Origin of the sequence: Escherichia sp. SCLE84 (assembly GCF_012584495.1) — a bacterium.
Taxonomy (GTDB): domain Bacteria; phylum Pseudomonadota; class Gammaproteobacteria; order Enterobacterales; family Enterobacteriaceae; genus ECMA0423.
The window spans coordinates 2,001,257-2,022,467 of the sequence record NZ_CP051430.1 but is presented as its reverse complement, the minus strand read 5'-3'; the positions used below and the strand labels follow the sequence as shown (position 1 = coordinate 2,022,467).

At 49.3% G+C, this 21,211-nt stretch carries 23 protein-coding genes and 1 pseudogene; 18 read left to right on the top strand and 6 right to left on the bottom strand.

Annotated elements, in window-relative coordinates:
• Nucleotides 1–42 precede the first annotated feature (42 nt).
• A complete protein-coding gene (hemB, locus tag HGD79_RS10025) occupies nucleotides 43–1,017 on the bottom strand; it encodes a porphobilinogen synthase (RefSeq protein ID WP_001295337.1) in 975 nt (324 codons plus the stop codon).
• A 523-nt stretch (nucleotides 1,018–1,540) separates the two neighbouring features.
• Between hemB and ehaB the strand changes: the two genes are divergently transcribed.
• On the top strand, nucleotides 1,541–4,519 hold the full coding sequence (ehaB, locus tag HGD79_RS10020; protein WP_168848380.1) for an autotransporter adhesin EhaB: 2,979 nt from the start codon (nucleotides 1,541–1,543) through the stop codon (nucleotides 4,517–4,519).
• An 87-nt stretch (nucleotides 4,520–4,606) separates the two neighbouring features.
• Nucleotides 4,607–5,230 carry a hydrogen peroxide resistance inhibitor IprA gene (iprA, locus tag HGD79_RS10015; protein WP_001295817.1) on the top strand — a complete coding sequence of 208 codons (624 nt, stop codon included), beginning with the start codon at nucleotides 4,607–4,609 and terminating at the stop codon, nucleotides 5,228–5,230.
• On the opposite strand, the gene ampH is transcribed toward iprA, so the two are convergent.
• Entirely contained in the window at nucleotides 5,231–6,388 is a 1,158-nt protein-coding gene (gene ampH, locus HGD79_RS10010; protein WP_000830741.1) for a D-alanyl-D-alanine-carboxypeptidase/endopeptidase AmpH, read from the bottom strand. It lies immediately after the preceding gene.
• Between the two features lie 351 nt (nucleotides 6,389–6,739).
• On the opposite strand from ampH, the gene sbmA reads away from it, so the two are divergent.
• Both sbmA and yaiW read left to right on the top strand, forming a co-directional pair.
• Nucleotides 6,740–7,960 carry a peptide antibiotic transporter SbmA gene (sbmA, locus tag HGD79_RS10005; protein WP_001325959.1) on the top strand — a complete coding sequence of 407 codons (1,221 nt, stop codon included), beginning with the start codon at nucleotides 6,740–6,742 and terminating at the stop codon, nucleotides 7,958–7,960.
• 12 nt (nucleotides 7,961–7,972) lie between these two features.
• On the top strand, nucleotides 7,973–9,067 hold the full coding sequence (yaiW, locus tag HGD79_RS10000) for a surface-exposed outer membrane lipoprotein YaiW (protein ID WP_000092043.1): 1,095 nt from the start codon (nucleotides 7,973–7,975) through the stop codon (nucleotides 9,065–9,067).
• A 58-nt stretch (nucleotides 9,068–9,125) separates the two neighbouring features.
• On the opposite strand, the gene HGD79_RS09995 is transcribed toward yaiW, so the two are convergent.
• Nucleotides 9,126–9,434, bottom strand: a complete 309-nt coding sequence (locus tag HGD79_RS09995; RefSeq protein WP_000763151.1) for a YaiY family protein — start codon at nucleotides 9,432–9,434, stop codon at nucleotides 9,126–9,128.
• Between the two features lie 259 nt (nucleotides 9,435–9,693).
• On the opposite strand from HGD79_RS09995, the gene HGD79_RS09990 reads away from it, so the two are divergent.
• Nucleotides 9,694–9,906: a DUF2754 domain-containing protein gene (locus HGD79_RS09990; RefSeq protein WP_001295334.1), complete on the top strand. Its 213-nt coding sequence runs from the start codon at nucleotides 9,694–9,696 to the stop codon at nucleotides 9,904–9,906.
• A gap of 23 nt (nucleotides 9,907–9,929) precedes the next feature.
• Here HGD79_RS09990 and ddlA read toward each other — a convergent pair whose 3' ends face one another.
• Nucleotides 9,930–11,024, bottom strand: a complete 1,095-nt coding sequence (ddlA, locus tag HGD79_RS09985) for a D-alanine--D-alanine ligase (RefSeq protein ID WP_168848379.1) — start codon at nucleotides 11,022–11,024, stop codon at nucleotides 9,930–9,932.
• A gap of 77 nt (nucleotides 11,025–11,101) precedes the next feature.
• Here ddlA and HGD79_RS09980 point away from each other — a divergent pair, with 77 nt between their 5' ends.
• The 5 genes from HGD79_RS09980 (at nucleotide 11,102) to adrA (ending at nucleotide 14,919) form a co-directional block, all read left to right on the top strand.
• On the top strand, nucleotides 11,102–11,305 hold the full coding sequence (locus tag HGD79_RS09980; RefSeq protein ID WP_001297130.1) for a hypothetical protein: 204 nt from the start codon (nucleotides 11,102–11,104) through the stop codon (nucleotides 11,303–11,305).
• A 181-nt stretch (nucleotides 11,306–11,486) separates the two neighbouring features.
• Nucleotides 11,487–11,747, top strand: coding sequence for an anti-adapter protein IraP (gene iraP / locus HGD79_RS09975; RefSeq protein WP_000792970.1), 261 nt, complete (start codon nucleotides 11,487–11,489; stop codon nucleotides 11,745–11,747).
• Between the two features lie 100 nt (nucleotides 11,748–11,847).
• Complete coding sequence (gene phoA / locus HGD79_RS09970) at nucleotides 11,848–13,263, top strand: alkaline phosphatase (RefSeq protein WP_001297128.1); 1,416 nt, start codon at nucleotides 11,848–11,850, stop codon at nucleotides 13,261–13,263.
• A gap of 118 nt (nucleotides 13,264–13,381) precedes the next feature.
• On the top strand, nucleotides 13,382–13,702 hold the full coding sequence (psiF, locus tag HGD79_RS09965; RefSeq protein WP_001295332.1) for a phosphate starvation-inducible protein PsiF: 321 nt from the start codon (nucleotides 13,382–13,384) through the stop codon (nucleotides 13,700–13,702).
• Nucleotides 13,703–13,803: 101 nt separating this feature from the next.
• Entirely contained in the window at nucleotides 13,804–14,919 is a 1,116-nt protein-coding gene (gene adrA / locus HGD79_RS09960) for a diguanylate cyclase AdrA (protein ID WP_000484055.1), read from the top strand.
• A 16-nt stretch (nucleotides 14,920–14,935) separates the two neighbouring features.
• Here adrA and proC read toward each other — a convergent pair whose 3' ends face one another.
• Nucleotides 14,936–15,745 carry a pyrroline-5-carboxylate reductase gene (proC, locus tag HGD79_RS09955; RefSeq protein ID WP_001295331.1) on the bottom strand — a complete coding sequence of 270 codons (810 nt, stop codon included), beginning with the start codon at nucleotides 15,743–15,745 and terminating at the stop codon, nucleotides 14,936–14,938.
• Nucleotides 15,746–15,864: 119 nt separating this feature from the next.
• On the opposite strand from proC, the gene HGD79_RS09950 reads away from it, so the two are divergent.
• The 7 genes and pseudogenes from HGD79_RS09950 to HGD79_RS09920 all read left to right on the top strand — a co-directional run bounded on the left by HGD79_RS09950 (nucleotide 15,865) and on the right by HGD79_RS09920 (nucleotide 19,131).
• Entirely contained in the window at nucleotides 15,865–16,323 is a 459-nt protein-coding gene (locus HGD79_RS09950; protein WP_000158159.1) for a YaiI/YqxD family protein, read from the top strand.
• Nucleotides 16,324–16,505: 182 nt separating this feature from the next.
• Nucleotides 16,506–17,030, top strand: a complete 525-nt coding sequence (gene aroL / locus HGD79_RS09945; RefSeq protein ID WP_000193393.1) for a shikimate kinase AroL — start codon at nucleotides 16,506–16,508, stop codon at nucleotides 17,028–17,030.
• Nucleotides 17,031–17,079: 49 nt separating this feature from the next.
• Entirely contained in the window at nucleotides 17,080–17,271 is a 192-nt protein-coding gene (gene yaiA, locus HGD79_RS09940) for a protein YaiA (RefSeq protein WP_001142439.1), read from the top strand.
• A gap of 257 nt (nucleotides 17,272–17,528) precedes the next feature.
• Nucleotides 17,529–18,206 (top strand): AroM family protein, encoded by a 678-nt coding sequence (locus tag HGD79_RS09935; RefSeq protein WP_001276422.1) that lies wholly within the window; start codon nucleotides 17,529–17,531, stop codon nucleotides 18,204–18,206.
• Nucleotides 18,207–18,277: 71 nt separating this feature from the next.
• Nucleotides 18,278–18,562 carry a pyrimidine/purine nucleoside phosphorylase gene (gene ppnP, locus HGD79_RS09930; RefSeq protein ID WP_000941942.1) on the top strand — a complete coding sequence of 95 codons (285 nt, stop codon included), beginning with the start codon at nucleotides 18,278–18,280 and terminating at the stop codon, nucleotides 18,560–18,562.
• A 147-nt stretch (nucleotides 18,563–18,709) separates the two neighbouring features.
• A pseudogene (locus tag HGD79_RS09925) lies at nucleotides 18,710–19,051 on the top strand (DUF2773 domain-containing protein); the annotation flags it as partial.
• Complete coding sequence (locus tag HGD79_RS09920) at nucleotides 19,048–19,131, top strand: hypothetical protein (protein WP_122367828.1); 84 nt, start codon at nucleotides 19,048–19,050, stop codon at nucleotides 19,129–19,131. The pseudogene HGD79_RS09925 and the gene HGD79_RS09920, both read left to right, overlap by 4 nt.
• A 77-nt stretch (nucleotides 19,132–19,208) precedes the next feature.
• Here the strand turns inward: HGD79_RS09920 and rdgC are convergent, their stop codons facing one another.
• Complete coding sequence (gene rdgC / locus HGD79_RS09915) at nucleotides 19,209–20,120, bottom strand: recombination-associated protein RdgC (RefSeq protein ID WP_001298537.1); 912 nt, start codon at nucleotides 20,118–20,120, stop codon at nucleotides 19,209–19,211.
• Between the two features lie 124 nt (nucleotides 20,121–20,244).
• On the opposite strand from rdgC, the gene mak reads away from it, so the two are divergent.
• The gene (gene mak / locus HGD79_RS09910) at nucleotides 20,245–21,153 is read left to right on the top strand and encodes a fructokinase (protein ID WP_001219312.1); all 909 of its coding nucleotides are present in this window, start codon (nucleotides 20,245–20,247) and stop codon (nucleotides 21,151–21,153) included.
• Nucleotides 21,154–21,211: the final 58 nt, after the last annotated feature.

The following is a 21,211-nucleotide window of genomic DNA, read 5'->3' as shown; positions in this document are numbered from 1 at the left end:
TACTTTCAACAGGTTAACTCCCCCTTTCTGAGAGGAAAAAAATTAACGCAGAATCTTCTTCTCAGCCAAATCCAGCGCAAAGTAGCTGAAAATCAGATCCGCACCCGCACGCTTAATTGAACCTAAGCTTTCGAGCACGACTTTCTCTTCATCTATAGCACCCGCCAGCGCGGCGAACTTAATCATCGCGTACTCACCGCTCACCTGATACGCGCCAATCGGCAATTCAGTACGTTCACGCAGCTCACGCACGATGTCGAGGTATGCTCCAGCAGGTTTAACCATCAGGCAGTCTGCGCCCTGGGCTTCATCCAGCAGTGATTCACGAATCGCCTCGCGACGGTTCATTGGGTTCATCTGATAGCTTTTGCGGTCGCCTTTTAATGCGCTTCCGGCAGCTTCACGGAACGGACCATAAAAGGAAGAGGCGAACTTGGTCGAATACGACATAATCGCCGTATCTTTAAAGCCTGCAGCGTCCAGCGCCTGACGAATCGCCTGTACCTGGCCGTCCATCGCGGCGGAAGGGGCGATGAAGTCTGCGCCTGCAGCAGCTGCAACCACGGCTTGCTTGCCTAAATTTTCCAGAGTCGCGTCGTTGTCGACGCCATGCTCGCACAGCACACCGCAGTGACCGTGAGAAGTGTATTCACAGAAACAAGTGTCTGACATGACGATCATTTCTGGCACAGTCTGCTTGCAGATGCGCGACATACGCGCCACCAGTCCATCTTCCCGCCAGGCGTCGCTGCCGGTTTCATCGGTATGGTGAGAGATGCCAAAAGTCATTACGGAACGGATACCGGCGTTGGCGATGCGTTCAATTTCGCGTGCCAGATGTTTCTCTGGAATGCGCATCACGCCTGGCATGGCTTCAACGGCTTTGTAGTCGTCAATTTCTTCTTCAACAAAGATCGGCAACACCAGGTCGTTAAGGCTAAGTGTTGTCTCTTCAAACATAGCGCGCAGCGCAGGAGATTTGCGCAGGCGACGAGGGCGTTGGATTAAGTCTGTCATGGTCTGCCTGATGTTTGTGGAATTAAGGTGCACAGTATACCTGAAGCGGGGCAGGAGTGTTTTACGAAAGTTGTCGTGATGTTGACAAGAAGAGAATGAAAGAGAGACCAGGACATCTTTGTAATAGAAATAGCAATAATTTCATATTCACTGAAAATATTTTTAATCTTTATTTATAGCTCTTGGTTATTATTTTTTGGCCTTTGGTTGTGCTGCTATAAATTGAATAATTCAAACTTTGTTGTATATTGATAAGATATTTATCTGGTTTGTGTTTTTGATATTTATAACGCGTATGTATCAAAAATAACATTATCTGCAACATGTTGAAATATCGTCCTTTTATCAATTTGATGCGTGTTTTTCTCCATAAATTATATATGTCCACATTCGGACTTAGGGGAAAGAATAATTGAACCATTCGTCTGTAACGCAGCATAATCGTTAGCGCGAAACATAATATGTTTTCTATGCATTGATAATTGATGGATCAACTTATTACGTCCCTGAGGAGGGATGACAAATGCACTCCTGGAAAAAGAAACTTGTAGTATCACAATTAGCATTGGCTTGCACTCTGGCTATCACCTCTCAGGCTAATGCAGCGACCAACGATATTTCTGGTCAAACTTACAATACTTTCCATCACTACAACGACGCCACCTATGCTGATGACGTTTACTATGATGGTTATGTAGGCTGGAACAACTATGCCGCTGATAGTTATTACAACGGCGATATCTACCCGGTCATTAATAACGCTACTGTTAACGGCGTGATTTCTACCTACTATCTGGACGACGGTATTTCTACCAATACCAACGCCAATAGTCTGACAATCAAAAACAGCACTATTCACGGTATGATTTATTCCGAGTGCATGACAACTGATTGTGCTGAACGTGCGAATGATTATTACCATGACCGTCTGGCGCTGACTGTTGATAATTCAACGATCGACGACAACTACGAACACTACACATATAACGGCACTTACAATAATGCCGCTGATACTCATGTTGTAGACGTTTACAACATTGGTACGGCTATTACTCTGGATCAGGAAGTTGATCTGTCCATCACTAATAACTCTCACGTTGCGGGTATTACGTTGACTCAGGGTTATGAGTGGGAAGATATCGACGACAACACGGTTAGCACTGGTGTTAACAGCAGCGAAGTGTTTAACAACACCATCACTGTTAAAGACTCTACTGTGACCTCTGGTTCATGGTCTGATGAAGGTACTAGTGGTTGGTTTGGTAATACCGGCAATGCCAGCGATTACAATGGCGGTGACTGGAATAGAGATGATATCGCATTAGCCGTTATTGCACATCCTGCTGCTGATAACGCAATGCAAACCACTGCAACATTCGATAATTCTACACTGATGGGCGATGTATTCTTCTCAAGTAACTTTGATGAGAACTTCTTCCCGCATGGTCGTGATAGCTATCGTGATACTGACGGTGATGTAGATACTAACGGTTGGGATGGTACTGATCGCCTGGATCTGACCCTGAACAATGGCAGCAAGTGGGTTGGTGCGGCAATGTCTGCGCACTTAACTGTTGATACCAATGATGATGGTGTGCCAGATGCTTACGGTCCTGTTTACAATGACAACGGGGTTGTTATTGATACCAGTACAGGCACCGAAGCAACTGCAACTCTGATCGACATCGCAGCTAACAGCCTGTGGCCTTCATCAACTGTTGGTGTAGAAAACAGCGACTCTGAATACAGCGAATTTGATCACATCATCGGTAACGAAGTATACCAGAGCGGTCTGTTCAATGTGACCCTGAATACCGGTTCACAGTGGGATACCACCAAAACTTCTCTGATTGATACTCTGAGCATCAACAGTGGTTCAACTGTTAATGTTGCTGATTCAACGCTGATTTCTGACTCTATCTCTCTGACAGGTCTTTCTGCGCTGAACATCAACGAAGATGGTCATGTTGCAACTGATTCACTGACTGTCGACAACAGTACCGTAACCATTTCTGATGAAGTTTCTGCTGGTTGGGCTGTAGGTGATGCTGCTCTGTATGCCAACAACATCAAAGTGACTAATGACGGTATTCTGGATGTCGGTAACACTGCGGCGAATGCTCTGCAGGTTGATACTCTGAACCTGACCAGCACTACTGATACCAGTGGTAACATTCACGCTGGTGTGTTCAACATCGAAAGCAACCGCTTCGTACTTGATGCAGACCTGACCAACGACCGTACCAACGATACTACCAAGTCAAACTACGGTTATGGCTTAATCGCAATGAACTCTGATGGTCACCTGACCATTAACGGTAACGGCGATAACGACAACACTGCTTCTATCGAAGCTGGTCAGAACGAAGTTGATAACAACGGTGACCATGTTGCAGCTGCAACCGGTAACTACAAAGTTCGTATCGACAACGCTACTGGTGCTGGTTCTATCGCTGACTACAACGGCAACGAGCTGATCTACGTCAACGACAAAAACAGCAACGCGACCTTCTCTGCTGCTAACAAAGCTGACCTGGGTGCATACACCTATCAGGCTGAACAGCGCGGTAACACCGTTGTTCTGCAACAGATGGAGCTGACCGACTACGCTAACATGGCGCTGAGCATCCCGTCTGCGAACACCAATATCTGGAACCTGGAACAAGACACCGTTGGTACTCGTCTGACCAACTCTCGTCATGGCCTGGCTGATAACGGCGGCGCATGGGTAAGCTACTTCGGTGGTAACTTCAACGGCGACAACGGCACCATCAACTATGATCAGGATGTTAACGGCATCATGGTCGGTGTTGATACCAAAATTGACGGTAACAACGCTAAGTGGATCGTCGGTGCGGCTGCAGGCTTCGCTAAAGGTGACATGAATGACCGTTCTGGTCAGGTGGATCAAGACAGCCAGACTGCCTACATCTACTCTTCTGCTCACTTCGCGAACAACGTCTTTGTTGATGGTAGCTTGAGTTACTCTCACTTCAACAACGACCTGTCTGCAACCATGAGCAACGGTACTTACGTTGACGGTAGCACCAACTCCGACGCTTGGGGCTTCGGTTTGAAAGCCGGTTACGACTTCAAACTGGGTGATGCTGGTTACGTGACTCCTTACGGCAGCATTTCTGGTCTGTTCCAGTCTGGTGATGACTACCAGCTGAGCAACGACATGAAAGTTGACGGTCAGTCTTACGACAGCATGCGTTATGAACTGGGTGTAGATGCAGGTTATACCTTCACCTACAGCGAAGACCAGGCTCTGACTCCGTACTTCAAACTGGCTTACGTCTACGACGACTCTAACAACGATAACGATGTGAACGGTGATTCCATCGATAACGGTACTGAAGGGTCTGCGGTACGTGTTGGTCTGGGTACTCAGTTCAGCTTCACCAAGAACTTCAGCGCCTATACCGATGCTAACTACCTCGGTGGTGGTGACGTAGATCAAGACTGGTCCGCGAACGTGGGTGTTAAATATACTTGGTAATATTCTTCACTCCGAAGAAATTCTGGTAATTTAATCTAAATAATGCCCGTCAAGGATTTGACGGGCATTACTGCAAAGGACGCGCAAATGTTATCTGTAGTTAAACCTCTTCAGGAATTTGGTAAGCTCGATAAATGTTTGTCCAGATACGGTACGCGCTTCGAGTTTAATAATGAAAAGCAAGTTATATTTTCCAGTGATGTCAATAGCGAAGATACTTTCGTTATTTTAGAGGGCGTTATCTCTCTGCGTAGAGAAGAAAACGTACTTATCGGTATTACCCAGGCTCCTTATATTATGGGGCTGGCTGATGGTTTAATGAAAAACGATATACCATACAAATTAATATCAGAAGGAAATTGTACGGGATATCATCTACCAGCCAAACAAACCATTACGCTTATTGAACAAAATCAACTCTGGCGAGACGCTTTTTACTGGTTAGCCTGGCAAAATAGAATTCTGGAATTACGCGACGTGCAGCTCATTGGGCATAATTCCTACGAACAAATCCGCGCAACATTATTATCAATGATTGACTGGAATGAAGAATTGCGATCACGTATTGGTGTGATGAATTATATCCATCAACGTACACGCATATCGCGTTCTGTCGTCGCAGAAGTTCTCGCTGCTTTGCGTAAAGGCGGCTATATCGAAATGAATAAAGGCAAACTGGTCGCTATCAACCGTTTGCCTTCAGAGTATTAATCAGGATGCGGGGATAACCAACGGTTTATTCCCGCTTAGCTCGGTCACCAGATCATTGATGCCATCGCTCATATTTTTAAAGCGCGTCAACGGCGAACGAGTGACCACCACAAACGCGCCAATATTCTTCTGCGGGATCATCGCCATATAGGTAATGAAACCGCCACCACCTCCTGTCTTCTGAATAATCCCCGGACGACCCTCTTTCGGGGCCATATATACCCAGCCTAAACCAAGCGCATCCGCTTTGCCGGGGACATCCATGCCAATCACTTTCGTAAACTGCGCGCGCTGATAAATCAACGTCTGCATGCGATCTGCCTGGTTACTGCGCTGATAAAAATCAGATGACAAATACTGCTGCATCCAGCGCATCATATCGCCAGGCGTGGAATAGACGCCGCCGCTGCCAATTGCCGCCAGCGTGTTATTGCACGGACTGGCACCGCGCTCAGCAACCATTAAACGGCGGCACTGATCCGGTGAGGGGGTGTAGGTGGTGTCTTTCATCCCCAATGGACGGGTAATCTGCTCTTCAAACAACTGGGTATAAGGCTTGCCGGACGCATTCGCCAGTGCATCTGCCAGCAGGTCGAACGCAAGGTTAGAGTACGCCGCCTGACTGCCTGGCGCGGCTTTTAGCTTCGCCGTAGAAAGGTATTTCCAGCGTTGTTCGCGCGTTGGCCAGACAAACACCGGACGATGTGCCGCGCCACCGGGCTGTTCACGGGGCAGGGCGCTGGTATGGGTTGCCAGATTCACTAGGGTAATGGGCGTCCCATTGTAGGTCGGCACGCGTGCGCCTGGCGGAGCATATTTACTTAGCGGATCGTTTAACTTTACGGTCCCCTGGTCGAGCAATTTCACCAGCATTTCACTGGTCATTAGTTTGGTGAGGGAAGCAATACGCACGACCGAATCCAGCTGCGGGCGAACGTTATTACCAGGTCGCGTTTCGCCATAACTACGAAAGACGCGCTGGTTACCGTCGATAACAACCAGCGCCATCCCCGTGGCACCGCTGCCGTAAAAAATATGATCGGCATAACGATCGACAATATCAGAGGCAAACTCCGGTTCAGTGATCGGCTGCGCCGCATGGACGGAGGTCAATGACGCCGCACACAGCACGGCAGAAAAAAGCAGACTACGTTTCAACGGTGGTGTCCATAGATTGAATGAAGGTAACTGAGCGTATTTATACTACTCATTGATGGATTGCAAAGGGCGAATTAGTGCAATAATAGTGTTAAAAACGTAACGGCGCGTAAACACGATCTTTTTCCTGCTCACCAATGCCTGCATTTGTGATCCTGCGCGTGTTAATCCGCTTATGTAAACAATCTTTGGTTTGTGAAATCCGTCGAAACAATTCTTATGGTCAGGCTGGCGAACTAAGCGCCTTGCTATGGGTCACAATGGGCGGTTTCATTTGGCTGACGCTTTGTAGTGGTCATGCGGTTAATACACAGCAGTTGTTAAAACGATAAGAAGTTAGCAGGAGTGCATATGTTTAAGTCTTTTTTCCCAAAGCCGGGAGCGTTTTTTCTCTCGGCCTTTGTTTGGGCATTGATTGCCGTTATCTTCTGGCAAGCCGGTGGGGGAGACTGGGTGGCGCGTATCACCGGCGCTTCCGGGCAGATCCCGATTAGCGCCGCGCGTTTCTGGTCGTTGGATTTCCTGATTTTTTACGCTTACTACATTGTTTGCGTAGGACTTTTTGCATTTTTCTGGTTTATCTACAGCCCGCACCGTTGGCAATACTGGTCAATACTCGGTACTGCACTGATCATCTTCGTCACCTGGTTTTTGGTGGAAGTCGGGGTCGCCGTCAACGCCTGGTATGCACCGTTCTATGATCTGATTCAAACCGCGCTAAGTTCGCCGCATAAAGTCACTATCGAACAATTTTACCGCGAAGTGGGCGTCTTTCTGGGGATTGCGCTGATCGCGGTGGTGATCAGTGTACTGAACAACTTCTTTGTCAGTCACTACGTGTTCCGCTGGCGTACGGCGATGAACGAATATTACATGGCGAACTGGCAACAACTGCGTCATATCGAAGGGGCCGCACAGCGTGTGCAGGAAGACACCATGCGTTTTGCTTCAACGCTGGAGAATATGGGCGTCAGTTTTATCAACGCCATCATGACGTTGATCGCCTTCCTGCCGGTGCTGGTAACGCTCTCCGCACATGTGCCGGAGCTGCCAATTGTCGGGCACATTCCGTATGGTCTGGTGATTGCCGCTATCGTCTGGTCGCTGATGGGGACCGGATTGCTGGCAGTGGTAGGGATCAAACTGCCGGGGCTGGAGTTTAAAAACCAGCGAGTAGAGGCCGCCTACCGTAAAGAGCTGGTTTATGGTGAAGACGATGCCACGCGCGCGACGCCGCCTACGGTACGCGAGCTGTTTAGCGCCGTACGGAAAAACTATTTTCGCCTCTATTTTCACTATATGTATTTCAACATCGCCCGCATTCTCTATTTGCAGGTCGATAACGTTTTCGGTTTGTTCTTGCTGTTTCCGTCAATTGTTGCCGGTACGATTACGCTCGGCCTGATGACGCAGATTACCAACGTTTTTGGTCAGGTTCGCGGTGCTTTCCAGTACCTGATTAACTCATGGACCACACTGGTTGAGTTGATGTCTATCTACAAACGTCTGCGCAGCTTTGAACATGAGCTGGATGGTGACAAAATTCAGGAAGTAACCCATACCTTGAGCTAAAAAGGAGAAGTAATGTCGCGCGTCAATCATCTATCTTCGCTGTCATTGTTGGCGGTTCTGGTTTTAGCGGGGTGTAGTAGTCAGGCTCCGCAACCGTTGAAAAAGGGCGAAAAAGCGATAGATGTAGCGAGCGTCGTGCGGCAGAAGATGCCTGCGAGCGTGAAAGACCGCGATGCCTGGGCGAAAGATCTCGCCACCACCTTTGAAAGTCAGGGGCTGGCACCGACGCTGGAAAACGTCTGCTCGGTGCTGGCGGTGGCGCAGCAGGAGTCAAATTATCAGGCAGATCCGGCCGTTCCGGGCTTAAGCAAGATCGCCTGGCAAGAGATTGACCGTCGTGCTGAACGGATGCACATTCCTGCTTTTCTGGTTCATACCGCGCTAAAAATCAAATCGCCAAACGGCAAAAGTTATAGCGAACGGTTAGATTCGGTGCGTACAGAAAAGCAATTGAGCGCGATTTTTGACGATCTGATCAGCATGGTACCAATGGGGCAGACGCTGTTTGGTTCGCTTAATCCGGTGCGCACCGGTGGGCCGATGCAGGTCAGCATTGCTTTTGCCGAACAGCATACCAAAGGGTATCCGTGGAAAATGGACGGTACAGTTCGTCAGGAAGTCTTCAGTCGCCGCGGCGGGTTGTGGTTTGGTACTTACCATTTACTGAATTATCCCGCCAGCTATAGCGCACCGATATACCGCTTTGCTGATTTTAACGCTGGCTGGTACGCCAGCCGTAATGCCGCGTTTCAGAACGCAGTCAGTAAGGCCAGCGGCGTGAAGCTGGCACTGGACGGTGATTTAATTCGTTACGACAGTAAAGAACCCGGGAAAACCGAACTGGCAACGCGCAAACTGGCGGGAAAACTGGGGATGAGCGACAGCGAAATTCGCCGTCAGTTAGAGAAAGGTGACAGCTTCTCTTTTGAGGAGACGGCGCTGTACAAGAAAGTTTATCAACTTGCCGAAGCGAAAACGGGTAAATCACTACCCCGCGAAATGTTGCCTGGCATTCAACTGGAAAGCCCGAAAATCACCCGCAACCTGACTACGGCCTGGTTTGCGAAGCGCGTAGACGAACGGCGGGCGCGTTGTATGAAACAGTGATCAAACAGGAATGTCATGCCAGATAAGGCGTTTTAGGCCGTATCTGGCAACGTAAATCTTACTGGCGGCGATGTCGCCAGTGCAGCCATAGCGCCACCACTGCAAAAATGAGGCAGCCTACTAAAAACGGGATCAGCCCGAAAATGGTGCCGACACCTAAACCAATTTCCACCCGTGGGCGACCTGTTTCCTGGACCTGCATTAAACGCTCATAGACGCCGGGCGCATGCACTAACAGGTTCAGCAATTGCGCCCCAGCCCAAAAGCAAAACAGCACAAACAACGCATAGGCAATGTTGCCAGGCGTTGAAGAGGCATTGCGATATTTTCCGCTAAACAGCGATTTTGACAGGGTGAAATCAGCCATAAAAACCTCCGGAAGTCATCTGCTTCTCTTCTGGTGTGATACCAGCGGCTTATGGCAAGTCTGACAGGTCATTTAGATTGTCAATATCAGAATCATGGTAAATTGATGTTGGGAATATTCCCGAAGCGTGAATCTTCGTTGTGAGTCACAAAATGGCAACCTTAAGTTAAATTTATTAACAATTACAAAAATGTTGTCTACACCACAGACGGTTGTTACAGAATATGCAAGGATGTTGTTTTTCGTTAACGGAGCTGCCATGAATCTGCCTGTAAAAATCCGCCGTGACTGGCACTACTATGCGTTCGCCATTGGCCTTATATTCATTCTTAATGGCGTGGTGGGGCTGCTGGGATTTGAAGCAAAAGGTTGGCAGACCTATGCCGTCGGTCTGGTGACGTGGGTGATTAGTTTCTGGCTGGCGGGGTTGATTATTCGTCGTCGCGATGAAGAAACTGAAAACGCCCAATAAGAATATTATCGGGCGTTAAAATATTACATTGTGGTTTTCAATGCGTTATCCGCAGCGTGACGCTCCAGCGCCAGCTCAATCAAACGTGTGATCAGATCGGTGTAACCCAGACCGCTGGCTTGCCACAGCTTCGGATACATACTGATGTTGGTGAAGCCAGGCAGTGTGTTGATCTCGTTGATCACCACTTCGTTCTCTGGGGTTAAAAACATGTCTACACGCGCCATGCCTGCGCATCCCAACGTCTGATAAGCCTGAACGGCAATCGCCCGGATCTTATCGTTGATCTCTGGTGCAATGGCTGCCGGAACTACCACTTTCGCGCCATCTTCGTCAATGTACTTGGTGTCGTAGGCATAGAAATCGCTGGTGAGTACGATCTCGCCACAGGTGCTGGCTTGCGGATTGTCGTTGCCCAGAACTGCGCATTCGATCTCACGACCTTTGATCCCTTGCTCAACGATCACTTTATGATCGAACTCGAACGCCAGATCGACGGCAATTGCGTACTGTTCTTCACTGGTTACTTTGCTGACACCAACAGAAGAGCCCTGATTAGCCGGTTTTACAAACAGTGGTAACCCCAGTTTAGACTCCACTTCGGCAAAACTGATGTTGTGACGATTAGCGCGCGTCAGAGTAATAAATGGCGCAATGTTCAGCCCGGCATCGCGTAGCAGACGTTTGGTGACATCTTTATCCATACAGGCTGCTGAAGCCAGAACATCAGAACCTACAAACGGTAAATTGGCGACCCGCAGCATTCCCTGCAAGGAACCATCTTCGCCCAGCGTACCGTGGACAATCGGGAAAATGACATCCACCGTCAGCAACGGCTGACCGTTTTGCGCGTCGATAAGCTGATGCTCATGTTTACCTGGCACCTGCGCAAGGCTGGTCGCCGAAGGGCGTAACGCAATATGGGCAGGATCGTCTGCATTTAGCAGATAATTGCTGGCATCGCTGACGTGCCATTGCCCTTGTTTATCAATGCCCAGCAGCACAACGTCGAAGCGACTTTTATCAATGGCATCGACAATGTTTTTTGCCGATTGCAGAGACACTTCATGTTCCGCTGATTTACCACCAAAAACGATTCCTACCCGCAGTTTTTCCATCTTAAAAACCTATCCCGTCTAACACAAAGTGCATACATTACCACGACAAAACGGGGGATTCGCGGCCTTCTGAAAGATTGTTGCAATCTTCTGCTGACGAAGCGTGCAACGTACTGGTGAAGAAAGTGCGTTATCTCAAAGATGTGCGCAAGATCACAAAAATGATGAACGGGAAGCTAATTTATTCCTGGCTTAAATGGCCATGCGGTGAGTTTTTTTCTCTTAATTATAAGTTAACGAAGAGAATATATTTCATAACTTTTATTTATAATAAAGGTTGATAATTAAAAGCCTATATTTTGTGTGGGTAATTATTTAAATAAGAGAAACGTTTCGCTGGTAATCAAACAAAAAATATTTGCGCAAAGTATTTCCTTTGTCATAAAAATAATACTTCCAGACACTATGAAGTTGTGAAACATAATGTTAACTTCTCCATACTTTGGATAAGGAAATACAGACATGAAAAATCTCATTGCTGAGTTGTTATTTAAGCTTGCCCAAAAAGAAGAAGAGTCGAAAGAACTGTGTGCGCAGGTAGAAGCTTTGGAGATTATCGTCACTGCAATGCTTCGCAATATGGCGCAAAATGACCAACAGCGGTTGATTGATCAGGTAGAGGGGGCGCTGTACGAGGTAAAGCCCGATGCCAGCATTCCTGACGACGATACGGAGCTGCTGCGCGATTACGTAAAGAAGTTATTGAAGCATCCTCGTCAGTAAAAAGTTAATCTTTTCAACAGCTGTCATAAAGTTGTCACGGCCGAGACTTATAGTCGCTTTGTTTTTATTTTTTAATGTATTTGTACATGGAGAAAATAAAGTGAAACAAAGCACTATTGCACTGGCACTCTTATCGTTACTGTTTACCCCTGTGACAAAAGCCCGGACACCAGAAATGCCTGTTCTGGAAAACCGGGCTGCTCAGGGCGATATTACTGCACCCGGCGGTGCTCGCCGTTTAACGGGTGATCAGACTGCCGCTCTGCGTGATTCTCTTAGCGATAAACCTGCAAAAAATATTATTTTGCTGATTGGCGATGGGATGGGGGATTCGGAAATTACAGCCGCACGTAATTATGCCGAAGGTGCGGGCGGCTTTTTTAAAGGTATCGATGCCTTACCGCTTACCGGGCAATACACTCACTATGCGCTGAATAAAAAAACCGGCAAACCGGACTACGTCACCGATTCGGCTGCATCAGCAACCGCCTGGTCAACCGGTGTCAAAACCTATAACGGCGCGCTGGGCGTCGATATTCACGAAAAAGATCACCCAACGATTCTGGAAATGGCAAAAGCCGCAGGTCTGGCGACCGGTAACGTTTCTACCGCAGAGTTGCAGGATGCCACGCCCGCTGCGCTGGTGGCACATGTGACTTCGCGCAAATGCTACGGTCCGAGCGCGACCAGTGAAAAATGTCCGGGTAACGCTCTGGAAAAAGGCGGAAAAGGATCGATTACCGAACAGCTGCTTAACGCTCGTGCCGACGTTACGCTTGGCGGTGGCGCAAAAACCTTTGCTGAAACGGCAACCGCCGGTGAATGGCAGGGAAAAACGCTGCGTGAACAGGCACAGGCGCGTGGTTATCAGTTGGTCAGCGATGCTGCCTCACTGAATTCGGTGACGGAAGCGAATCAGCAAAAACCTCTGCTTGGACTGTTTGCTGACGGCAATATGCCAGTGCGCTGGCTAGGACCGAAAGCAACGTACCACGGCAATATCGATAAGCCCGCAGTCACCTGTACGCCTAATCCGCAACGTAATGACAGTGTACCAACCCTGGCGCAGATGACCGACAAAGCCATTGAATTGTTGAGTAAAAATGAGAAAGGATTTTTCCTGCAAGTTGAAGGTGCGTCAATCGATAAACAGGATCACGCTGCGAATCCTTGTGGGCAAATTGGCGAGACGGTCGATCTCGATGAAGCCGTACAACGGGCGCTGGAATTCGCTAAAAAGGATGGCAATACGCTGGTCATAGTCACCGCTGATCACGCCCACGCCAGCCAGATTGTCGCGCCGGATACCAAAGCTCCGGGCCTCACCCAGGCGCTAAATACCAAAGATGGCGCAGTGATGGTGATGAGCTACGGGAACTCCGAAGAGGATTCACAAGAACATACCGGCAGTCAGTTGCGTATTGCGGCGTATGGCCCGCATGCCGCCAATGTTGTTGGACTGACCGACCAGACCGATCTCTTCTACACCATGAAAGCCGCCCTGGGGCTGAAATAAAACCGCGCCCGGCAGTGAATTTTCGCTGCCGGGTGGTTTTTTTGCTGTTAGCAACCAGACTTAATGGCAGATCACGGGCGCATACGCTCATGGTTAAAACATGAAGAGGGATGGTGCTATGAAAATAACATTACTGGTTACCTTGCTTTTTGGTCTGGTTTTTTTAACCACCGTCGGCGCTGCCGAGAGAACCTTAACCCCACAACAACAGCGTATGACATCCTGTAATCAGCAGGCGACGGCGCAGGCGTTGAAAGGGGATGCTCGTAAGACCTACATGAGTGATTGCCTGAAGAACAGCAAGTCTGCGCCTGGTGAAAAAAGTTTGACGCCACAGCAGCAAAAGATGCGCGAATGTAATAATCAAGCAACGCAACAATCTCTGAAAGGTGATGATCGTAATAAGTTTATGAGTGCCTGCCTCAAGAAAGCCGCCTGATACCTGATAGTGCTAACGGGTGAGCTACGAAAGTGGCTCACCCGAAATTTCATACTTCTGCCTTTAGCCCCGTCTCTATAATTTGGGAAAATTGTTTCTGAATGTTCCCAAAAATAATGAATGATGAAAACTTTTTCAAAAAAGCGGCGGCGCATGGGGAGGAACCTCCTTTAACTCCTCAAAACGAACATCAGCGGTCCGGGCTGCGCTTCGCCCGTCGCGTCAGACTACCCCGTGCGGTTGGCCTGGCTGGCATGTTCTTACCGATTGCTTCAACGCTGGTTTCGCACCCGCCGCCGGGCTGGTGGTGGCTGGTGTTGGTCGGCTGGGCGTTCGTCTGGCCGCATTTAGCCTGGCAGATAGCGAGCAGGGCCGTCGATCCGCTTAGCCGGGAAATTTACAACTTAAAAACCGATGCAGTATTAGCGGGAATGTGGGTAGGCGTAATGGGCGTAAACGTGCTGCCTTCCACCGCTATGTTGATGATTATGTGTCTGAATTTGATGGGGGCAGGCGGCCCCCGTCTGTTTGTCGCGGGTCTGGTGTTGATGGTGGTTTCCTGCCTTGTCACCCTCGAGCTTACGGGCATTACCGTGTCGTTCAATAGTGCGCCGCTGGAATGGTGGCTCTCCCTTCCCATTATTGTCGTTTATCCTCTGCTGTTTGGCTGGGTCAGCTACCAGACGGCAACCAAACTGGCGGAACATAAACGCAGGTTGCAGGTCATGAGTACCCGCGACGGCATGACGGGCGTGTATAACCGACGTCATTGGGAAACTATGTTACGCAATGAATTTGATAACTGTCGGCGGCATAATCGCGATGCAACGTTACTGATTATCGATATCGACCATTTCAAGAGCATCAACGATACCTGGGGTCATGATGTGGGCGATGAAGCGATTGTGGCGCTTACCCGACAGTTACAAATTACCCTGCGCGGTAGCGATGTGATTGGTCGGTTTGGCGGCGATGAGTTTGCAGTAATCATGTCCGGTACGCCAGCTGAGAGCGCCATTACCGCCATGTTACGGGTGCGTGAAGGGCTAAACACGTTACGCTTGCCGAATACGCCACAGGTAACTTTACGGATTAGTGTGGGGGTTGCGCCGCTGAACCCACAAATGAGTCACTATCGTGAGTGGTTGAAATCGGCAGATTTGGCGCTTTACAAAGCAAAGAAAGCCGGACGTAACCGCACCGAAGTGGCGGCCTGACGTCCGGCGAAAGTCATCAGGATTTGCTGAGTTTTTCTGATTTTTCCATACACTTCGTCATCGCTTCGATCACTGCGGCACGGAAGCCTTTCTCTTCCAGTACGCGTACCGCTTCAATGGTGGTGCCTCCCGGTGAGCAGACCATATCTTTCAGTGCCCCCGGATGTTCTCCCGTTTCCAGCACCATTTTTGCGGAACCCATTACCGCCTGAGCGGCAAATTTATACGCCTGGGCGCGTGGCATCCCGCCCAGCACGGCGGCGTCGGCCATCGCTTCGATAAACATAAATACGTAGGCTGGCGAAGAACCGCTCACACCGACCACCGGGTGGATCATCGGCTCAGCAATTACTTCCGCTTCGCCAAAGCAGCGGAAAATATTCAGCACATCAGCGGTATCTTCTGGGGTTACCAGCGCGTTTGGCGTTACGGAGGTCATCCCGGCATTAACCAGCGCGGGAGTGTTCGGCATGGCGCGAATAATTTTCCGGTCATGGCCCAGCGCGCGGGCAAGCTGGTCGAGCGTGACACCTGCAGCAATAGAAACGACCAGAGAGTCTTTATTCAGGCTGGAGGTGATTTCGCTAAGCACTTTAATCATGATGCCAGGTTTAACGGCGGCAAAAATGATGTCGGCGATTTGCGCCACTTCTTGCGCCGATTCTGCGGCGTTGATGCCGAACTGGTCATGCAGGGCGGCGACTTTATCCGGGGAGGGGGTGTATACCCAGATTTGCCCTGGAAGCACCTGACCGCTGGCAATCAGACCGCCGAGAATGGCTTTTCCCATATTGCCGCAGCCAATAAAACCGATTTTCTTTTCCATTGCCTCACTCCTGCCGTGAAATTCATTGTTTTGATAATCGCTGGCAGAAGCATAAACAGAACTATGCCGGAAGGCAAAAGCGCGACACAATAGAGGATTACCCAACAAAGGATGACTTTATGACAATTTGGGTGGATGCCGACGCGTGTCCCAATGTAATTAAAGAGATTTTGTATCGCGCGGCGGAACGTATGCAGATGCCGCTGGTACTGGTAGCAAACCAGAGTTTACGCGTGCCGCCATCGCGATTTATTCGTACGCTGCGCGTCGCGGCAGGTTTCGACGTTGCCGATAACGAAATTGTCCGGCAGTGTGAAGCGGGCGATTTGGTGATCACCGCAGATATACCTTTGGCTGCTGAAGCCATCGAGAAAGGCGCAGCGGCGCTTAATCCGCGCGGCGAACGTTACACGCCAGCGACCATTCGTGAGCGCCTGACGATGCGCGATTTTATGGATACCTTACGTGCCAGTGGGATCCAGACCGGCGGACCAGATAGCCTTTCACAACGTGACCGCCAGGCCTTTGCCGCGGAGCTGGAGAAGTGGTGGCTGGAAGTGCAACGTAGTCGTGGCTAAATGTAATTTATTATTTACACTTCATTCTTGAATATTTATTGGTATAGTAAGGGATGTATTGATATTTTCACTTTAAGTGGAATTTTTTCTTTACAATCGAAATTGTACTAGTTTGATGGTATGATCGCTATTCTCATGACACCGGCTTTCGCCGCATTGCGACCTATTGGGGAAAACCCACGATGACACAACCTCTTTTTCTGATCGGGCCTCGGGGCTGTGGTAAAACAACGGTCGGAATGGCCCTTGCCGATTCGCTTAACCGTCGGTTTGTCGATACCGATCAGTGGTTGCAATCACAGCTCAATATGACGGTCGCGGAGATCGTCGAAAGGGAAGAGTGGGCGGGATTTCGCGCCAGAGAAACGGCGGCGCTGGAAGCGGTAACTGCGCCATCCACCGTTATCGCTACAGGCGGCGGCATTATTCTGACGGAATTTAATCGTCACTTCATGCAAAATAACGGGATCGTGGTTTATTTGTGTGCGCCAGTATCAGTCCTGGTTAACCGACTGCAAGCTGCACCGGAAGAAGATTTACGGCCAACCTTAACGGGAAAACCGCTGAGCGAAGAAGTTCAGGAAGTGCTGGAAGAACGCGATGCGCTATATCGCGAAGTTGCGCATATTATCATCGACGCAACAAACGAACCCAGCCAGGTGATTTCTGAAATTCGTAGCGCCCTGGCACAGACGATCAATTGTTGATTTTAGAGCGCCTATACTTAACGTTCATCCCGTGAAATAAGGAAGAACGATGCCAACGAAACCGCCTTATCCTCGTGAAGCATATATAGTGACGATTGAAAAAGGAAAGCCAGGACAGACGGTAACCTGGTACCAACTCAGAGCCGATCATCCTAAACCAGACTCGTTGATCAGTGAACATCCGACGGCTCAGGAAGCGATGGATGCGAAAAAACGCTATGAGGACCCTGACAAAGAGTGACCGCATCAGACTGCTCGGAAGGGATTCTGAGTGCCACTACAAGGGATCTGCGTCACATTTTTCATAATTCATGTTTTTCTAATAATTAGAATATTAAACAATAACAATCCATTACTGGAATCATTTGGAATCTTTACATTATGCCGTGCACGTCTGCTGCTACGCTTTTTGTCATTTGTAGCACAAGTAAGTGTCAGCAGTGGTGCTTCACACTTGCCCGGTAATTAACGACGAAAGAAAAGTAAGGTGGATGAACAATGAGTGCGTCGTTGGCGATCCTGACCATCGGCATTGTACCTATGCAGGAGGTTTTGCCGCTCCTGACGGAATACATTGACGAAGATAATATTTCCCATCATAGCTTGCTGGGGAAGTTAAGTCGTGAAGAAGTGATGGCGGAGTACGCGCCAGAAGCAGGCGAAGACACCATTCTCACATTATTAAATGACAACCAGCTGGCCCATGTTTCGCGTCGTAAAGTGGAGCGAGACCTGCAAGGTGTGGTTGAAGTGCTCGATAATCAGGGTTATGACGTCATTTTATTAATGAGTACAGCAAACATTAGTAGTATGACTGCGCGTAATACGATCTTTCTTGAGCCGTCGCGAATATTGCCTCCACTGGTTTCCTCTATTGTTGAAGATCATCAGGTGGGGGTTATCGTTCCGGTTGAGGAGATGCTGACCGTTCAGGCGCAAAAATGGCAAATTTTGCAGAAATCGCCGGTATTTTCATTGGGCAACCCCATTCATGATTCAGAACAAAAAATCATTGATGCCGGGAAAGAATTACTGGCAAAAGGGGCTGATGTCATCATGCTGGATTGTTTAGGATTTCACCAACGTCATCGCGATTTACTGCAAAAACAGCTCGATGTTCCTGTCTTGCTGTCTAACGTATTGATTGCACGGCTGGCTGCGGAATTACTGGTGTAATTTTGCGTGACAGCCAGCGCCTCTGGCCCCTATAGTGAAGTAGATGTTCAACTACCAGACAGGGCCAGTTTATGCTTCAAAGTAATGAGTACTTTTCCGGCAAAGTGAAATCAATCGGCTTTTCCAGCAGCAGCACTGGTCGCGCCAGCGTGGGTGTTATGGTTGAAGGCGAATACACCTTCAGCACCGCTGAGCCGGAAGAGATGACGGTAATCAGTGGCGCGCTGAATGTGTTACTGCCTGACGCGACCGACTGGCAGGTGTATGAAGCCGGTTCGGTGTTTAATGTTCCCGGTCACAGTGAGTTTCATCTGCAAGTTGCCGAACCCACCTCTTATCTGTGCCGCTATCTGTAATTCCTCGCCTTCCCCTTGAACGGGAGGGCATTTTTCTGAAATATCCTCTCTTTAACCCATAATAATATTTCCTTTGCTGCGATTTTTTCAATTTCCGATATATTCATAATTCATCAAGGTTGATATAAATATCAGTGAAGATCTCCAGATATTGTTGCGGAACTGGCTACGATAAAAGATAAATCAGATGATGAATGGTGGCGTGCATTGCTGCAAAGTCGCAATGATCATTTGCGCCAAACGGCATTACGCAACGCACATACCCCGGCGTCGTTGTTAACGACATTGACCGAGTCTCGGCATCGGTCGCTAGCTATGAATAATCCACAGCTCGCTGCCGATGTGAAAACGACGTGGTTAAAAGAGGATCCATCATTACTCTTATTTGTCGAACAACCCGATCTTTCGCTGTTACGGGATTTAGTGAAAACCGGGGCAATGCGGAAAATTCGCAGTGAAGCGCGTCACTGGCTTGAGGAAAAACAATGACACAACGTCCATGGAGCAAGTTACAGCATAAAACGCATAATATTGCTGCGCTAAAAATTATTGCCCGCCGTAGCGAATAATTATATGCCTGGTGTGGCTTCGTACGCCGGATAAGACGCGGCAGGCGTCGCATCCGGCATTAAAGGAAAATCAGCAATTAACGTTGTGCTTCGCCACCTAATCCTTCAATCAGGTTTTGAATTAACGCTGCCAGTTCACCAGTCATCAGGATGAAATCGGCATCAAAACGCTGGGCGAAATCTTCACGGTCGATATCTTCGTTTTGATCGCGCAGCTCGTCGCAGAACTTCAGACGCTTAAGCGAACCATCGTCGCACATCACAAACTGAATGCGCTGCTGCCAGTCGAGCGCCAGTTTAGTCACCACTTTTCCGGCTTCAATGTGATTGGTGATCTCTTCGCTGGTCAGATCTTGTTTCTTCGCGCGGATCACGCCGCCATCTTCCAGCAACGATTTCAGCTCGGCTTCATCAAGCAGCTGGAAGCCCTGTGCCGCACTACCGGAGCGAACCCATTCGGTCAGCGTCAGTTCAATCGGGTTTTCCATGCTCAATGGTACAACCGGTAACGACCCCAGGCTTTTACGCAGTAATGCCAGCGTATCTTCCGCTTTTTTGGCACTGGCGCAGTCCACCATAATCAAACCGTTAACCGTGTCGATCCACATCATTGTCTGGCTAAAACGGCTGAAAGCACGCGGCAGCAGAGAGTGCAGCACTTCGTCTTTCAGCGAATCTTTTTCGGTTTTCTTCAGCTTACGCGCCTGTTCCGCTTCCAGTTTGGCGATTTTCGCTTCCAGCGCCTGTTTAATCACCGGAGACGGGAGGATTTTTTCTTCTTTGCGCGCGCAGATAACAATTTGACCATTGGCAACGTGCGTTAACGCATCGCTGTGCGATCCCATCGGAGGAACCCAGCCCATCTTCGCCATGTCCTGGCTGCCGCATGGGGTAAATGCCATCGAGGCTAGCTGTTTTTCCATCTCTTCTGCACGCAGCGAAATCTCGCGGCTAAGACGGTAAACCATTAAATTTTTGAACCACAGCATGATAATTTCCACGGCCTTGTCGTTAAATTTAGCGGGCATGATAACGAATTGTCGGCGGCCTTGCATTGCCAATCCGGTTGTCCGTCTCTACGCTATTGATATTGAAAAAAATAAGGAGAGTACCGTGCGTATAGGTATCGATTTAGGCGGCACCAAAACTGAAGTGATTGCACTGGGCGATGCAGGGGAGCAGTTGTACCGCCATCGTCTGCCCACGCCGCGTGATGATTACCGGCAGACTATTGAAACGATCGCCACGTTGGTTGATATGGCGGAGCAGGCGACAGGGCAGCGCGGAACGGTAGGTATGGGCATTCCTGGCTCAATTTCGCCTTACACCGGTGTGGTTAAGAATGCCAATTCAACCTGGCTCAACGGTCAGCCATTCGATAAAGACTTAAGCGCGAGGTTGCAGCGGGAAGTGCGGCTGGCAAATGACGCCAACTGTCTGGCGGTTTCAGAAGCAGTAGATGGCGCGGCAGCGGGAGCGCAGACAGTATTTGCCGTGATTATCGGCACGGGATGCGGCGCGGGCGTGGCATTCAATGGGCGGGCGCATATCGGCGGCAATGGCACGGCAGGTGAGTGGGGACACAATCCGCTACCGTGGATGGACGAAGACGAACTGCGTTATCGCGAGGAAGTCCCTTGTTATTGCGGTAAACAAGGTTGTATTGAAACCTTTATTTCGGGCACGGGATTCGCGACGGATTATCGTCGTTTGAGCGGACATGCGCTGAAAGGCAGTGAAATTATCCGCCTGGTTGAAGAAAGCGATCCGGTAGCGGAACTGGCATTGCGTCGCTACGAGCTGCGGCTGGCAAAATCGCTGGCACATGTCGTGAATATTCTCGATCCGGATGTGATTGTCCTGGGGGGGGGGATGAGCAATGTAGACCGTTTATATCAAACGGTTGGGCAGTTGATTAAACAATTTGTCTTCGGCGGCGAATGTGAAACGCCGGTGCGTAAGGCGAAGCACGGTGATTCCAGCGGCGTACGCGGCGCTGCGTGGTTATGGCCACAAGAGTAAAAAACGTAGGCAATTGGCGCATCATGCCTGATGCGACGCTTGCCGCGTCTTATCAGGC